Source organism: Pseudomonas sp. NFIX49 (assembly GCF_900115915.1).
Classification (GTDB): domain Bacteria; phylum Pseudomonadota; class Gammaproteobacteria; order Pseudomonadales; family Pseudomonadaceae; genus Aquipseudomonas; species Aquipseudomonas pharyngis.
In genome coordinates this window covers 55,158-71,283 of the sequence record NZ_FOYE01000006.1, presented here as the reverse complement: position 1 = coordinate 71,283, position 16,126 = coordinate 55,158, and the positions used below count along the sequence as shown (strand labels likewise).

Genomic DNA, 16,126 nt, shown 5'->3' with positions numbered 1-16,126 from the left:
AGAAACGTCAGAGCAATGAGGTATGGCTCAAAGGCCTGAACCTGACGCGGCACCTGCAGCCTCGTCAGGTTCTCAATGAGCTACGTAACGTTCGAAGCGTTGCGCCAGGAAAGCCCTCAATGCCTGCACGGCAGGTGTGAGCGAGGTGCGATGGGGGCAGACGAGTTGGAGCGGTGCCGGCTGCCCGACGTCTGCCGGGAAAAGCTCCACCAGTCGACCGCTGCGCAAGTCATCCAGCACATCGATTTTCGACCTGTAGACGATTCCGAAACCGGCAACCGCCCAGCGCCGGACGATATCGGCATCATCACTGACCCGGTCGCCCGTCACCTGAACGGTCCTGACACCGTCCGCCGAATGAAAGCTCCAGCGTTCGTAGGTCTGCTCGCCCATCACAAACCGAAGGCAGTTATGGTTGCCCAATTCTTCAGGTGTGGCTGGCTGGCCGTGGCGGGCCAGATAGTCCGGCGAGGCGCAGACCGTTCTTCTGTTCGACGGCGCCAGGGCCAGAGAGACGAGGCTGGAATCGGCCAGCAAACCATAACGGATACCGGCATCCAGTTGTTCGCCGACCAGGTCGGCAATCTGATCGCTGACCCGTAACTGCAACAGCACCTTCGGATGCAGTTGCTGAAACTCGTCGAGCCATCGCAACAGCACGTTTCGGCCGATATCCGACGGTATGGACAAGCGAATCGTGCCAGCGATTTCATCGCGACCTTCACTTAGTGCGATCTCGCCATTTTCGAGCGCTTCGAGTGCCTGCCGGGCATGGGAAAGGTAGCGTTCGCCATCGTCCGATAATCTCAAGCGCCGGGTCGAGCGAACGAACAACCGTGCTCCAAGACTGCCTTCAAGACGCTGAACCGCTCCGCTGGCCAAGGCTGGAGAAATGTCGAGCAATCGGGCGGCGGCGGAGAAACTGCCGGCCGCAGCCGTGGTGACGAATACCTGAAGGTCATCTACGCGGACTATTTTCTTCACGATCACGAAATTCTGTAGGGTGCGGACGAAGTTTTTCAGCGTAATGGGAAAAATGATCATTGCCCAGCCGTCGCTCAGGCGCCGGCGCTGTTAGCCATTAGTCTAATCAGCCCAGGCACCGGCGTGATCACTGCGCGAACCATGTCTGTCACAAATCCCACTTCCCCTGACAGAAAAGCGACTTTCAACCGCATTTCAATATCGCTTGCAGCCTTACAGGCGCAAACCGTCCCCCGATCCGACGCTTCGCTGAGCAGCAAACTACACTTCATGCTGATTTAGTGATTTAACTAGGTAGTTACCTAACTATATAATGCACGCCTCATTTCAACGGGACATTCAACGTGAAGCAGAGTCAACGCCTCTCGGGCATATCAACATTCATTCTGGTCGGGCTGGGCGTGATCATCGCCCTGCTCGGCCTGGCACTGGCCGCTGGCGGTGTGAAATTGGTCAGCCTGGGAGGCTCCTGGTACTTCCTGGTGGGTGGTCTGGTGATGGCCGTTTCCGGTCTGCTGATCGCGCGGCGCAAGCCTGCCGGTGCCTGGCTGTTCGCGGCGTTTCTGGTTGGGACCGCCATCTGGGCCGTGATCGATGCAGGGCTGGTGTTCTGGCCGGTGTTCTCGCGCCTGTTCATGTTCAGCGCGGTGGGTCTGGTGGTCGCGCTGGTCTATCCGCTGCTCAAACGCGCCAATGGCGACGTTGCAGGTCGCGGTGCTTACGGCGTTGCGGCTGTTCTGGCCGTTGGACTGGCCGTGGCTGCCGGCAACATGTTCGTCGCGCACCCGACCGTCGCCCCTACCGGCACCGGTCCGGGCCTGACGCCGGTCGAGCCGGAAAAAGCGCAGAAAGACTGGGCCCACTACGGCAATACCGAAGGCGGCAGCCGCTTCGCCGCGCTGGACCAGATCAACCGCAGCAACGTCGACAAGTTGAAAGTGGCGTGGACCTACCACACCGGCGACATCGCCGAGAGCGATGGCAACGGCGCCGAAGACCAGCTGACCCCGCTGCAGATCGGCAATAAAGTCTTCATCTGCACCCCGCACAACAACCTGATCGCACTGGATGCCGACACCGGTAAAGAACTCTGGAAAAACGCGATCAACGCTCAGTCCAAAGTCTGGCAGCGTTGCCGAGGAATGGCGTATTTCGACGCCAGCACCGCCATCGCCAAACCGGCCAGCTCGCCAGTGAGCGAAACCCCGACCGCTCCGGTCGCCAACTGCACGCGTCGCTTGCTCACCAACACCATCGACGCCCGCCTGATCGCAGTCGATGCCGACACCGGCGAGTTCTGCCGGGGTTTCGGCAACAACGGCCAAGTGGATCTGAAGGCCGGTCTGGGTGATGTGCCGGACAGCTACTATCAACTGTCCTCGGCGCCGCTGATGGCCGGCACCACCGTGGTGGTTGGCGGTCGTGTGGCCGACAACGTGCAAACCGACATGCCGGGCGGCGTGATCCGTGGTTTCGACGTCATGACCGGTGCCATGCGCTGGGCGTTCGACCCGGGCAACCCGCAGGATAAACAGGCACCGGCCGATGGCAAAACCTATGTTCGCAGCACGCCGAACAGCTGGGCCCCGATGTCCTACGACCCGGCGACCAACACCGTATTCCTGCCGATGGGCAGTTCTTCCACTGACATCTATGGTGTCGAGCGCAGCAAACTCGATCACACCTACGGTGCCTCCGTCCTGGCGCTGGACGCCAACAGCGGCGAAGAAAAGTGGGTATTCCAGACTGTGCACAACGACCTCTGGGACTTCGATCTGCCGATGCAGCCAAGCCTCATCGACTTCACCAAGGACGGTAAAACCGTGCCGGCGGTGGTCATCGGCACCAAGGCCGGGCAGATTTACGTGCTCGACCGCGCCACTGGCAAACCGTTGACCGACGTAAAGGAAGTGCCGGTCAAGGCCGCCAATATCCCCAACGAGCCGTACTCGCCGACCCAGCCGAAATCCGTGGGCATGCCGCAAATCGGTGCCCAGCACTTGACTGAATCGGACATGTGGGGCGCCACCCCGTACGACCAGCTGCTGTGCCGGATCGATTTCAAGTCGATGCGTTACGACGGCTTGTACACCGCGCCGGGCACTGACAAATCCCTGAGTTTCCCGGGTTCGCTGGGCGGCATGAACTGGGGCAGCATTTCCACTGACCCGGTGCACGGTTTCATCTTCGTCAACGACATGCGTCTGGGCCTGTGGATTCAGATGATCCCGTCGCAGAACAAGGCTCAGGCCTCTTCCGGTGGCGAAGCGCTGAACACCGGCATGGGTGCCGTGCCGCTCAAGGGCACGCCTTACGCCGTGAACAAAAACCGCTTCCTGTCGGTCGCCGGCATTCCGTGCCAGGCCCCGCCGTTCGGTACGCTGACCGCCATCGACATGAAAACCCAGAAAGTCGCCTGGCAAGTGCCGGTCGGCACCGTTGAAGACACCGGTCCCTTGGGCATCCGCATGCACCTGCCGATCAAGATCGGTCTGCCAACCCTCGGCGGCACGCTGTCGACCCAGGGCGGCCTGATCTTCATCGCCGGCACCCAGGACTTCTACCTGCGCGCCTTCAACAGCGCCAATGGTGAAGAAATCTGGAAAGCGCGTCTGCCGGTCGGCAGTCAGGGTGGCCCGATGACCTATGTGTCGCCGAAAACCGGCAAGCAATACGTGGTCATCACCGCCGGTGGCGCTCGCCAGTCGACTGATCGCGGTGACTACGTGATGGCTTACGCCCTGCCGTAAACCGTCGCGTTCGCCTTCGTTTCACTTGTGCGCGGCACCTTCGGGTGCCGCGTTGTTTCATGTCCTTCGCTCTGGATTTGCGCAATGTCATTGGCTGTTCGCTTTTCTCACGCCGGGGTTTTCACCGGCATGCTGTTCGGTCTCACCTGCGGCGCTGCCCTGCCCGCCCTTGCCGATACCGATTCGAACGTATTTACCCGCAGCACCCTGACCGGCGACTGGGGCGGCCTGCGCCACCAGTTCGACGAAGACGGCATCAAGTTCACCGGTGATTACACCGGCGAAACCGCCTACAACGCCGACGGCGGCCTGCATCGCTCGGCGCGTTACTCGCAGAACATCAAGCTCGGTGCGCAGTTCGACCTGAGCAAACTGTACGGCGTCGATAACGCCGGCAAGATTCAGCTGACCATCAACGATCGACGCGGCAACAGTGCCTCCGAAGATCTGGTCGGCAACCGTCTGCCGATCCAGGAAAACTACGGCGGCCTCTACACCCGCCTGACCGAGCTGAGCTACGAGCGCAGCCTGTTCACCCCGGCACTGAACGTCAAACTCGGCTACATGGCCATGGGCAACGACCTCGGCGGCCTCGACAGCGGCATTCTCTGCAACTTCATGAACGCCGGTTTCTGCGGCCATCCGCTGAACATGTCCGGTGGCAGTGGCTGGACCAACTACCCCAACGCCCACCTGGGTGTGCGGGTGAAATACGACCTCTCCCCGGCCTGGCAACTGCGCGTGGCCGCGTTCAATGTCGATCCGGAGAGTAACGGCAATTCCAGCCGTGCCTGGCACTTGGGCCCGAAACACACCACCGGCACCGTGGTGCCGATCGAGCTGGTCTACAAGCAGGCCGGCAAACTGCCCGGCGAGTACAAGCTCGGGTATTACTACGACAGCTCCGACGTCAAACGCATCGGCAGTGACAAGGAAGTGTCCGGACGCGGCGGCCATTACGTCCTGATCGACCAGGCCGTGTGGGCTTCGGATGTCTCCGAAGGTCGCAGCCTGCACGCTTTCGGCCAATACTCGGCGGCCAGCGAAGCAGCTTCGCCGTTCAGCAAGTGGTACGGCACCGGTCTGGTTCTGTACAAGCCTTTCGAAGGCCGCCCGCGTGACACCGTGGCGCTGGGCTATGGCCGCGCAGTGCCGAACCCGCGCAGCCGCGATGTGCTGCAGGACACCGCCATGGCCAATGGCGCCGCGTTCCCCAATCTGGACAGCGCCGAACAATTGATCGAACTCGGTTACGGCTATCAGGCCACGCCTTGGCTGACGCTGCGCCCGAATGTGCAATACATCATTGAGCCAGGCGCGTTCTCCGGCCAGGACATCGACAATGCGTTGGTGTTTGGATTGCAGGTGAAAGCCGCGCTCTGACACCATCATCTGCCGACCACAAAAAAAGCACCCGAAGGTGCTTTTTTTGTACGTGCCGCCAACCGAATCAACCCGCGAAGTTGGCCCGCGCCGCGTGCAGTTTCTTGTAGCTCTCGATCAGGCGCAGATGCCGATCCAGCCCCTCCAGTTTCATGCTGGTCGGCGTCAAACCGTAGAAGCGCACGCTGCCATTGACCGAGCCGATCGCCGCGTCCATGCGCTCGTCGCCGAACATGCGGCGGAAGTTGGCTTCGTAGTCTTCCAGCTGCAGATCCTCGTCCAGCTCCATTTCCAGCACGACGTTGACCGCTTGATAGAACAAGCCGCGCTCGACGGTGTTGTCGTTGTATTGCAGGAAGGCTTCGACCAGATCCTTGGCCTGCTCGTACTTCTGCAAGGCGAGGTAGATCAGCAGGCGCAGTTCGAGAATGGTCAACTTGCCCCATGGCGTGTTGTCGTCGAACTCGATGCCGATCAGCGTGGTGATGTCGGTGTAATCGTCCAGCTCGCTGTGTTCCAGGCCTTTGACCAGGTTGCGCAGGCCGACTTTGCTCAGGTTGTGCAGGTTGAGAATGTCCGCACGGAATTGCAGCGCTTTGTTGGTGTTGTCCCAGATCAGGTCTTCTACCGGATAGATCTCCGAATAGTCCGGCACCAGAATGCGGCACGCCTTGGCGCCGATGTGCTCGTAGACCGCCATGTAGACTTCCTTGCCCATGTCTTCGAGGATGCCGAACAGCGTTGCGGCCTCTTCGGCGTTGGAGTTTTCGCCGTTGCCGGAGAAATCCCACTCGACGAATTCGAAGTCGGCCTTGGCGCTGAAGAAGCGCCACGACACCACGCCGCTGGAATCGATGAAGTGCTCGACGAAGTTGTTCGGTTCGGTCACGGCCTGGCCCGAGAAGGTCGGCTGTGGCAGATCGTTGAGGCCTTCGAAGCTGCGGCCCTGCAGCAACTCGGTAAGGCTGCGTTCCAGCGCCACTTCGAAGCTCGGGTGCGCGCCGAACGAGGCGAACACGCCGCCGGTGCGCGGGTTCATCAGCGTCACGCACATCACCGGGAATTCACCGCCCAGCGACGCGTCCTTGACCAGCACCGGGAAGCCCTGCTCTTCCAGCGCCTGGATCCCGGCGAGGATGCCCGGGTACTTCGCCAGCACCTCTTGCGGCACATCCGGCAGGGCCATTTCGCCTTCGAGGATTTCGCGTTTGACCGCCCGCTCGAAGATTTCCGACAGGCACTGCACCTGCGCTTCGGCCAGGGTGTTGCCGGCGCTCATGCCGTTGCTGAGAAACAGGTTCTCGATCAGGTTGGACGGGAAATACACCACTTCACCGTCGGACTGACGCACGAACGGCAGCGAGCAGATGCCGCGCTGGGTGTTGCCGGAGTTGGTGTCGAACAGGTGCGAGCCGCGCAGTTCGCCGTCGCGGTTGTAAATGCCCAGGCAGTATTCGTCGAGGATTTCCGCAGGCAACTCATCCTTGGCTCCGGGCTTGAACCAGCGCTCGTCCGGGTAATGCACGAACTCGGCATTGGCGATCTCTTCGCCCCAGAACTGATCGTTGTAGAAGAAGTTGCAGTTGAGCCGCTCGATGAACTCGCCCAGCGCCGAGGCCAGCGCGCTCTCTTTGGTCGCGCCCTTGCCGTTGGTGAAGCACATCGGCGACTGCGCATCGCGGATGTGCAGCGACCAGACGTTGGGCACGATGTTGCGCCACGATGCGATTTCGATCTTCATGCCCAGGTCGGCCAGAATCCCCGACATGTTGGCGATGGTCTGTTCCAGCGGCAGGTCCTTGCCGGCAATGCAGGTGCCCGCGCCGGACGTGGAAACCGGCATCAGCAGGGCCTGGGCATCGGCGTCGAGGTTCTCGACTTCCTCGATCACGAATTCCGGCCCGGCCTGCACCACCTTCTTCACCGTGCAACGGTCAATCGAGCGCAGGATGCCCTGGCGATCCTTCTCCGAGATGTCTGCCGGCAGCTCGACCTGGATCTTGAAGATCTGGTTGTAGCGGTTTTCCGGGTCGACAATGTTGTTCTGCGACAGACGAATGTTTTCGGTCGGGATATTGCGGGTACTGCAGTACAACTTTACGAAGTAAGCCGCGCACAAGGCCGACGACGCCAGGAAATAGTCGAACGGACCCGGTGCAGAGCCATCGCCCTTGTAACGGATCGGTTGGTCGGCCACCACCGTGAAGTCATCGAACTTGGCTTCGAGTCGGAGGTTGTCGAGAAAATTGACCTTGATTTCCATGCGGGTTACCAGAATAGCGGGCTAAACAAATTGGCCGCCATTATCCGGCTTTTGAGCGTGAAGTCTTGTGCTTTTGCGCAACGGGGCCTGAGCGGTCAGACACATTTGGCGAACTTCTGAACATCTCGAAGCCGAAGATGTTCTAGATTGAAGAAGTACCGGATCAAGGACGAGCAAATGGACATTTCCAGCCGTGCGACGTCGTTACCCACCCTGCAGGGCTCTGTCACCCGGCGTCTGGCCATTGCGGTGGGCGCGCTGTTCATTGTCGGGGTGATGGCGGCGACCGCTGCGTTGCTCGGCATTGCCACTCAACTGGATGAGGAGGACGTCAATGACGTCCGGTTCTATTCGGCCCGGGCGCTGGAAAACCGGATTACCGCATCCAAGAACTACATCACCAGTTACGCCTACTGGACGACAGCGTATGAACGTTTGAGCGGTACGGTCGACACGAACTGGGCGTACACCGAGCAGAACATGGGCAAGACCCTGTTTACCAGCGACGGCTATGACGGTCTGTTCGTGCTGGATCGGGAACGCACCAAATACGCCGTCGTTCGCGGGCAATTGCTCAATGCGCAACTGCCCCAGTTCCTTCAGCTTTCGGCGAACAGTCTGGTGGAGCAAGTGCAGAGTCAGCCCGACCTGACCAGGCCCGTCAGTACTTATTCATTGTTCGAAGACTGGCCGGCGCTGGTCACCGCGGCGGCGATCATTCCCAACGATGAGCGCCCGATAGGCGATCCACAAAAGACTTCGGTACTGGTATTCGTCGACAAGTTGACGCCCACCAAGTTGCGCAAGATCGGCAGCGGGTACGGCCTGAACAATCTGACGCTGGCACCGGACGGCACCATCGACCCGGGCCAGCCTCGCGTCCCGCTGGACAGCACCGGATACAGCCTCGTTGCAGATCTGGAACGACCGGGCCAGCATCTGCTCTGGTCGTTGCTGCCAACGCTCGGCCCCGCTTTGCTCGTGCTGATGGCCCTGACGGTCTGGTTCTTTCGTCATGCGTTACGTTCCTCGCGGTACGTCGACGACAGTTTTGAAGCGATGCAGGCGTCGAATCAGGCACTGCTGGCGTCCAACCGCGCACTGGAAGCCAGCGAGGAGCGCTTTCGGGCGGTGGCCGAAGCGGCGTCCGACTGGATCTGGGAGGTGGATGAAGCGTTGTCCATCACCTATCTGTCGACCCGGTTCAGCGCGGTCACCGGCTATCCGCAGGCGCAGTGGATCGGGAAACACATCGGGCACTTGCTGGCGTGCGACACCACTCCGCTGGATCTGTGGCTGAAAAAACTGGATGAGGAGAGCAATGCCAGCGACCTGCGCTGCACCTATCGCGACCGCAAGGGGCAACAGCGCCACTGCCGTCTCTCGGCCAGGCCGATCGTGGAAAGTACGGCAGTCGTCGGCTATCGCGGCACGGCCAGCGACATCACCGATGAAGTCGCCGCCCATGCGCAGATCCAGCATCTGTCCTTGCATGACGCGCTGACGGGACTGCCCAACCGCAACAAACTGTCGCGCTATCTGGATGACGCCCTGTTGCTCAAGGAGCACGCTCCGCCTTTATCGGTGCTGATGATTGACCTGGACAATTTCAAGCCGATCAACGATTCCCTCGGGCACCCGGCCGGCGATGCGGTGTTGCAAGAGGTTGCCGGCCGTCTGCGCGAATGCACGCGCGACCACGATATCGTCGCCCGTCTGGGCGGTGATGAGTTCGTCGTGGTGCTCTGCGGCATGGACACGCATCAGGAGATCGACAGATTCTGCACACGCCTGATCGGCAGCCTGCATCAGCCCATCCTCTTCGAACAGCAACCGTTGCACATCGGCGCCAGTGTCGGAATCGCCCTGAGCCGGCGTCACGGGTACGTCGCCAGTGAGCTGATCCGTTGCGCGGACATTGCGCTGTACCAGGCCAAATCCGAAGGCAAGAACACCTGGTGCTATTTCGAAGCGCACATGAGCGACCAGATCCAGACCCGCCGGCAGATGGAGGACGACCTGCGCAGGGCCCTGAAGAACAACGAGTTCGTGCTGCACTATCAACCCCGATACAAGGTCGATGGCAAGGAAATCGTTTCGGTCGAGGCTCTGGTGCGCTGGCAGCATCCGGTAAAAGGGTTGCTCGGACCGGATTTATTCATTCCGCTGGCCGAACAGACCGACCTGATTGTTCCCCTGGGTCGCTGGGTCCTGCGTGAGGCTTGTGAAACGGCGCTTACGTGGCCGGCGGACATTCTCCTGTCGGTGAACCTGTCACCTGCGCAGTTTGCGATCAGCGATGTGGTCGAAGATGTACGTGAAGTGCTGGTCGGCACTCGCTTCCCGGCCAGCCGGCTGGAGCTGGAAATCACCGAGAACGTGATGCTCAACGACACGGACGGCGCGTTGACCACCATGAACGCGCTCAAGGAACTGGGCGTGCGGCTGAACATGGACGACTTCGGCACCGGTTATTCCTCCCTTGGCTACCTGCGTGCCTACCCGTTCGACGGCATCAAGATCGACAAACGCTTCATCGCGTCCATCAGCACCGGCGCCAATGATCGGGCGGTGGTGCAGGCCATCATCGGACTGGGTAAAGCGATGGGGCTGACCGTGACCGCCGAAGGCGTCGAAACCGAGGAACAACTGGACATCCTGGGCAAGGATCAATGCAACGAAGTCCAGGGTTATTACATGAGTCGCCCGATCGACAAGGCGGCCTTCGCCAGTCTTCTGCAGGCATCAAGAGCCGCCGCTGTCGATCCTTCCAGGCAACGAAAAGGCCGGGTGACCTGAGGACGCTGACTCAGCACATCCGCTCAATCGCAGCACGAATGTTTGCTTCAGTATCCGGCAACTTCCATCACGGCCGGTCACTGACACATGAAAGGTTTCATGCAACCGCGTTTCGCCCTGGCACTGTTGTATTGCGCAATGGCCGACTCGGCATTTGCCAGCGGTTTTCTCGACGACGCCAAGGCCGAGGTGCTCAGCCGCAACTTCTTTCTGAGCAACGATTACCGCTCGCCCTCGCCCGCTGGAAAAAACTACAAACAGGAATGGGCTCAAGGGTTTATCGGCACTTTCGCATCCGGTTTCACTGAAGGAGCTGTCGGGATTGGTCTCGATGCCCACGCCTTTTATGGGCTGAAACTCGATGGCGGCAAGGGGCACTCCGGCACGGGATTATTACCGGTGGACAGTGATGGCCGCAGCGAAAGCGAATATTCCAGCGCCGGTGGTGCGCTGAAGTTGAAGACTTCGAAAACCACCCTCGCCTTCGGTGAAATGACCGTGGAAACGCCGGTGTTCGACACCTCGGACAAACGCCTGCAACCGGAATACGCCACGGGGTTGCTGCTCGATAGCCACGAAATCGAAAACGCACGCGTTGTGGCCGGGCGCTTCACGGCGTTCAAGAACCAGGACAGCTCTTCCGGCAAAGGCGACTTCCAGGGCTATGGCGCCAGCACCCAAGGCGAAAGCATCAGTTTTGTCGGCACCGAGCTGTTCAGCGACAGCCCGGTGGGCGGCGCGCTGTATGCGTCCGATCTGAGCGACACCTGGCGCCAGTACTACGCCAACCTGCATTTCAAACAGTCCGGTCTGTTGCTTGACGCCAACGTCTACCACACCCGCGACACCGGGCAGGCATTAGCCGGCGACATCGACAACACGGCGTTCAGCCTATCGGGCAAATACACCTTCGGCGCCCACGCGGTGATGCTCGGCTGGCAACGCATCAATGGCGACACGCCGTTCGATTTCGTCGGCGGCGACTCGATCTACCTGGCCAACTCGATCAAATACGCCGACTTCAACGGCGCCCACGAGCGCTCCTGGCAAGCGCGCTACGACCTGGATCTTGGCGCCTTCGGCATTCCCGGGCTGAATTTCATGACCCGCTACGTCGCCGGCAGCCACATCGACGGCACCCACGCGCCCAAGGGCGGCGCCTATAACCCGTTCGACGCGGATTCCGGTGAATATCAGCCTCAGCAAGGGGACGGCGGCAAACACTGGGAACGCGACATCGATCTGCGTTACATCGTCCAGTCCGGCGCGGCCAAGGATCTGTCGGTGCAGCTGTCTCACGTGTCGCACCGGGCCAACAGCGCTCAGGCGGGCGACGACATTGACCGGATCTACGTGGTGATCCAGTACCCACTGGGGTTTTGAGGGGAGAAATGGCGGAAGGCAGCCGGAGTCGAACCTGCCCGGGAACGGATGCCGTCCCCAACCGGGTTTGAAGCCCGGCCGCGCCACCGGGCGCGATTGCCTTCCTTGAACTCAGTCGGCGCCGGGGTTGGCCAGCGCACTGTCGGTGCGGATTTGCCGGCCTTCGCCGACGCGCCGGGTCAGGCCCAGCCGATCGAAGTATTCAAGGATCTGAATACTGCGCTTGCGTCCCAAGCCTAGCGCATCGCGGAAGGCCGTGACTTCGATCTGCGGATTTTCTTCGGCCAGGCGCAGCAGCACCGCCACCATTTGCCGCAGCGTGATGTCGGTGACAAACAGGTCGCGCACCACTTGATGCATCACGCCAAGGCGCGCCAGTTTGCGCAGCAGCAAACGCACGATCGCGTCTTCCAGACCGACGACTTTCGCCACGTCACGTACCCACGGCGGATCGAAACCAGCCTGTTCGAACAACGGCTGCAACGCCTGCCACAGGGTTTCGTCGTCGGCGCTCAGGCGCACCTGATGGTCGGGCAAATGCAGCCACGGGCCGCTGGCGACCAGCGAGCCGGCGCCGAGCAGTTCTTCCAGCAGGCTGATGAAGGTCGCGCGTTCGAGGCTCAAACCGCTGAAACGCCGCAGACGGTCGCGGTCCGGGCCCATCTGATCGGGCTCCAGCTCATGAAAGCGCGCCAGTTGCTCCAGCAGCCTGAACTTGAGCATGCCCCAGCGCTGCGCATTGAACAGCACCGGGCCCTGACGGGTTTCGATCAGGCGGACATTGTCCGGCAGCGTCCAGCCGTCACGCGGACGGTTGAACTGTCGCTCCAGGCGTTGCGGGTCGAGGCCGCTTGCGCTGTATTCCAGTAACGTCGGCAAGGCCTGTTCCAGCTCGGAGCTGATCGCCAGTGCCCGCAGTTGTGTCAGCCGTTCCGGGCTGCGCCGCTGGCGGGCCGGGGCGAAAGGATCAAGGACGCGCCCGCCGCCAAGGGTTCGCTGGGCGCTGGCATCACGCAGGATCAGCGGATCACCGTGGACGCCGTGCACCGGGACGTTCGTCAGCACTTGCGCAAACATGCGCTCGCCGGGCGCCAGGCTCGAACCCTCCAGTAAGGCGACCCGGGCGATCACGTCCTGCGTGCCGAGATGCAGGTGGACCGGCTGGAAATGCTCGAAAACCCGCTCGCCCGGCAACAACCGGAATTCGATATCCAGCCGCTGGGTCGGCGCGTGCAGCCATTCGGCGAGCAACCATTGGCCGCGATGGATCTGCCCGAGTTCCAGGCGATCCGCGCTGATGTTCAGGGCCACGCGCTGGCCGGCGAAGGCTTGTTCGGCAGTCTGATTCTGCGCGTGCAGACCTCTGACCCGCACGGTTTTGCCCGCCGGGCCGAGGCTGAGCTTGTCGCTCACAGCGACCGAGCCCGAAAGCGCCGTCCCCGTCACCACAATACCGGCGCCGGCGACACTGAACGCCCGGTCGATGGCCAAGCGAAAACCGCCTTCGCGACTGCGCTCCTCTGCGTCTATCTCCAGCAACGCCTCGCGCAGCGCGTCGACGCCCTCGCCCGTCACGCTGGAAACCGTCAGCAACGGTGCTTCGGCATAGGGGCCGGTCGCCAGCAGGCTTTCGACTTGTCGGTGAACCTCTTCCACCCTGCCCGCCTCGACCCGATCACACTTGGTGATCGCTACCAGCGCCCGTGGAATGCCCAGCAGCTCGACAATCGCCAGATGCTCGCGGGTCTGCGGCATCACCCCGTCATCCGCCGCCACCACCAGCAACACCAGATCGATGCCTTGCGCGCCGGCGAGCATGTTGTGGGTGAATTTCTCGTGGCCCGGCACGTCGATGAAACCGGTCAGCCCGGCGCCGGGTGCCAGTTCTGCGTACCGATAACCGAGGTCGATGGTCATCCCGCGCTCGCGTTCCTGCGGGCGGCGGTCGCCGGTTTGCCCGGTCAGTGCCTGGAGCAGTGACGTTTTGCCGTGGTCGATGTGCCCCGCCGTGCCGACGATCACGTTTGCAACTGCCCGAGTTGTGCCTGCCACGCCGGTTCATCGTCGAGTTGCCGCAGATCCAGCCACAACGCGTCGTCATCGATGCGCCCGAGCACCGGGATCGGCAAGGCACGCAGCGCGGCTTCCAGATTCAGCAGGCAACGTCCGCGCAGGCGTTTCGATACCTGTGGGCGCAGGCACAGCGCCGCGCTTGGCAGGCGCGCCACCGGTTGGCTACCGCTGCCGATCATGCCCAGTGCGGGCTCCGCCGTGACGGTCCAGACCTCGCCCAGCCGTTCGGACAAGGCCGGCTGCAGGCGTTCGGCCTGGGCCAGAATCTCGGCTTGCGGACGGGTCATCAAACGCAGGCTCGGCAAGCGCTCGGCCAGACGATCCGGGTCGCGATAGAGTCCGAGCACCGCTTCCAGTGCCGCCAGCGTCAGTTTGTCGACCCGCAATGCGCGTTTCAGCGGGTTCTTCTTGATCTTCGCGATCAAGTCCTTGCGCCCGACAATCAACCCCGCCTGGGGCCCGCCAAGCAGTTTATCGCCGCTGAAAGTGACGATGTCAGCGCCATCGAGCAGCGCCTGACGCACCGTCGGTTCCGCCGGCAAGCCCCAGCGGGTCAGGTCCAGCAGACTGCCGCTGCCGAGGTCTTCGAGCAGCGGCAAGTCATTTCGATGGGCCAACGCCGCCAGTTCGGAGGTCGGCACCCGGGCGGTGAAGCCTTCGATGCTGTAGTTGCTCGCGTGCACGCGCATGATCAGGCCGCTGCGTGGGCCTATCGCCGCTTCGTAGTCGCGGGCATGGGTGCGGTTGGTGGTGCCGACCTCGTGCAGGCGCACGCCGGCGCGGCTCATGATGTCGGGGATGCGGAACGCGCCGCCGATCTCGATCAGCTCGCCCCGGGAAATGATGCCTTCCTTGCGCGCGCCGAGGCTGTTGAGCGTCAGCAGCACGGCGGCGGCATTGTTGTTGACCACGGTCACGGCTTCGGCGCCGGTCAGCTCGCGGATCAGGCCTTCGATCAGATCGTCGCGGTCACCGCGCTTGCCGCTGGCCAGGTCGAATTCCAGATTCAAGGGATAGCGCGCCGCCAGTTGCACCGCTTCAATGGCTTCTTCGGGCAACAAGGCCCGGCCGAGGTTGGTATGCAGCACCGTGCCTGTCAGGTTGAACACACGGCGCACCTGGCTGCGCTGCTTCAGCGCCAGACGTTCGGCGACCCTTCCGGCCAGCGCTTCAGAGCTGATTTCGACGGCGGTCAGTTGCCCCGCCACCACCGCTTCGCGCAAGTCATCCAGTAACTGGCGAAACCCCGTCAACAAGGCCTCACGCCCGTAACGCTCGGCCAATGGCTGGCACGCCGGGTGGCGCAACAGGCTGTCAATCGACGGTAACCGCAGGGCAACACTTACGGACATCAGGCACTCCCGAAATCGAAATACGCCTGATGATGTTAGACCACCCTGCTGCTAGCGCAGCGCGGCCCGCTGAACCGGCACATAGGTTTGACTCAAGTCCGTCGCCCAGCCATCGAGCACGGCTTTCACGTTATCGGGCGTCATGACCTGTTTGTCGTTCTCCAGCGGCACGCCCTTGCCCTTGCGCACCACCTCGGCCACGACTTCCCCGGTCGAACCGTCCTCGAAGGACACTTCCGTGGCGATTTCACTGTCGCGGTCACGAATGCCGGTGGCGCTGCTTACGCCGGCCGCAACCAGTGTCACCGGCAGCCATTCATAAAAGCGCAGGCCCTGAGTGCTGGCGGCGACCTGGGTGATGGCCGGTTTGACGATCAGCGTGTTCGGGCCGGGTTTAGACGCCAGCGGCAGCACCTTGCCCAGTTCCAGCCTGAGGGCTGCGTCGTAGTAGTGGGTCACGCCCGACAAGGTACTTTGGGGAATGCGCTGAGAAGGCTTGATCCGTGGATAGAACTGGCTCGGCGCCAGGTAAACCTGGCTATAACGGCCTCTCGCCAATGTCGGGCTGATCCAGCTCAATATTGTTTGCCCCGAAGCGGTCTGCCCTTCCTTGAGCACGCTGTAATCCCGTAGAAACCCGGCCTGCGGCTCCGCCGGAAGCTTCTTGCTGCTGCACGCCGACAGGCTGAGGGTGGCGGCAAACAACACGGCCAGTGAGCGATGGCTAGTCATCGATGGTGTTTCCTTGTTCAGGCGTGGACGTGGCTGTGCGGGGTGTTGTCGGAGCACTCGATGCGCAACTGGCCGTGGGTCATGATCCATTGGATGAATTCGGCGGTGGGAATCGAGTGGAGGTATTCGACCCAATGGGCCTCGGTCGGGCTGAACCGTTCGAAATAGCGGCGCAGGATCAACTGACTCTGATCGTTGGCCAGCCCCAGGCACGTCTCCTGGAACAGGATCGGCGTGTCCGGGCCCGGTGCGGTGGTGCGCTGGGTCAGGATCAACGGGCGCACGGCGCCATGGTCCCGGGTGATGTAGCCGCTGTTCATGTCCTTCATGTTGAGCCCCCTTGGTTGGAAGGCGTGCAGAGTGCCTGCGGATGTTTGCCCGACGATGTCCGGCTGATGTCCGCGCTG

At 61.8% G+C, this 16,126-nt stretch carries 10 protein-coding genes and 1 tRNA gene; 4 read left to right on the top strand and 7 right to left on the bottom strand.

Annotated features, from left to right (window positions below; translation table 11 throughout):
* Window positions 1-72 precede the first annotated feature (72 nt).
* Complete coding sequence (locus BMZ46_RS18075) at window positions 73-1,044, bottom strand: LysR family transcriptional regulator (RefSeq protein ID WP_170844928.1); 972 nt, start codon at window positions 1,042-1,044, stop codon at window positions 73-75.
* Between the two features lie 284 nt (window positions 1,045-1,328).
* On the opposite strand from BMZ46_RS18075, the gene BMZ46_RS18070 reads away from it, so the two are divergent.
* Together BMZ46_RS18070 and BMZ46_RS18065 are read left to right on the top strand one after the other, a co-directional pair.
* Window positions 1,329-3,734 carry a glucose/quinate/shikimate family membrane-bound PQQ-dependent dehydrogenase gene (locus BMZ46_RS18070; RefSeq protein WP_074690597.1) on the top strand — a complete coding sequence of 802 codons (2,406 nt, stop codon included), beginning with the start codon at window positions 1,329-1,331 and terminating at the stop codon, window positions 3,732-3,734.
* 84 nt (window positions 3,735-3,818) lie between these two features.
* A complete protein-coding gene (locus tag BMZ46_RS18065; protein ID WP_041475272.1) occupies window positions 3,819-5,117 on the top strand; it encodes a carbohydrate porin in 1,299 nt (432 codons plus the stop codon).
* Window positions 5,118-5,184: 67 nt separating this feature from the next.
* Here BMZ46_RS18065 and BMZ46_RS18060 read toward each other — a convergent pair whose 3' ends face one another.
* Entirely contained in the window at window positions 5,185-7,380 is a 2,196-nt protein-coding gene (locus tag BMZ46_RS18060) for an OsmC domain/YcaO domain-containing protein (RefSeq protein ID WP_074690598.1), read from the bottom strand.
* Between the two features lie 177 nt (window positions 7,381-7,557).
* Between BMZ46_RS18060 and BMZ46_RS18055 the strand changes: the two genes are divergently transcribed.
* Window positions 7,558-10,179, top strand: a complete 2,622-nt coding sequence (locus BMZ46_RS18055) for a bifunctional diguanylate cyclase/phosphodiesterase (protein WP_074690599.1) — start codon at window positions 7,558-7,560, stop codon at window positions 10,177-10,179.
* 99 nt (window positions 10,180-10,278) lie between these two features.
* Window positions 10,279-11,562, top strand: coding sequence for an OprD family porin (locus BMZ46_RS18050; protein ID WP_246883830.1), 1,284 nt, complete (start codon window positions 10,279-10,281; stop codon window positions 11,560-11,562).
* 9 nt (window positions 11,563-11,571) lie between these two features.
* Here BMZ46_RS18050 and BMZ46_RS18045 read toward each other — a convergent pair.
* The 5 genes from BMZ46_RS18045 to BMZ46_RS18025 all read right to left on the bottom strand — a co-directional run bounded on the left by BMZ46_RS18045 (window position 11,572) and on the right by BMZ46_RS18025 (window position 16,048).
* A tRNA-Sec gene (locus tag BMZ46_RS18045) sits at window positions 11,572-11,667 on the bottom strand.
* A 6-nt stretch (window positions 11,668-11,673) separates the two neighbouring features.
* On the bottom strand, window positions 11,674-13,584 hold the full coding sequence (gene selB, locus BMZ46_RS18040; RefSeq protein ID WP_074690601.1) for a selenocysteine-specific translation elongation factor: 1,911 nt from the start codon (window positions 13,582-13,584) through the stop codon (window positions 11,674-11,676).
* Window positions 13,581-14,987 carry an L-seryl-tRNA(Sec) selenium transferase gene (selA, locus tag BMZ46_RS18035; RefSeq protein WP_074690602.1) on the bottom strand — a complete coding sequence of 469 codons (1,407 nt, stop codon included), beginning with the start codon at window positions 14,985-14,987 and terminating at the stop codon, window positions 13,581-13,583. The genes selB and selA overlap by 4 nt, the downstream gene beginning before the upstream one ends.
* Window positions 14,988-15,038: 51 nt before the next feature.
* The gene (locus BMZ46_RS18030) at window positions 15,039-15,719 is read right to left on the bottom strand and encodes a DUF3313 domain-containing protein (protein ID WP_074690603.1); all 681 of its coding nucleotides are present in this window, start codon (window positions 15,717-15,719) and stop codon (window positions 15,039-15,041) included.
* A gap of 17 nt (window positions 15,720-15,736) precedes the next feature.
* Window positions 15,737-16,048, bottom strand: a complete 312-nt coding sequence (locus BMZ46_RS18025) for a hypothetical protein (protein ID WP_074690604.1) — start codon at window positions 16,046-16,048, stop codon at window positions 15,737-15,739.
* Window positions 16,049-16,126: the final 78 nt, after the last annotated feature.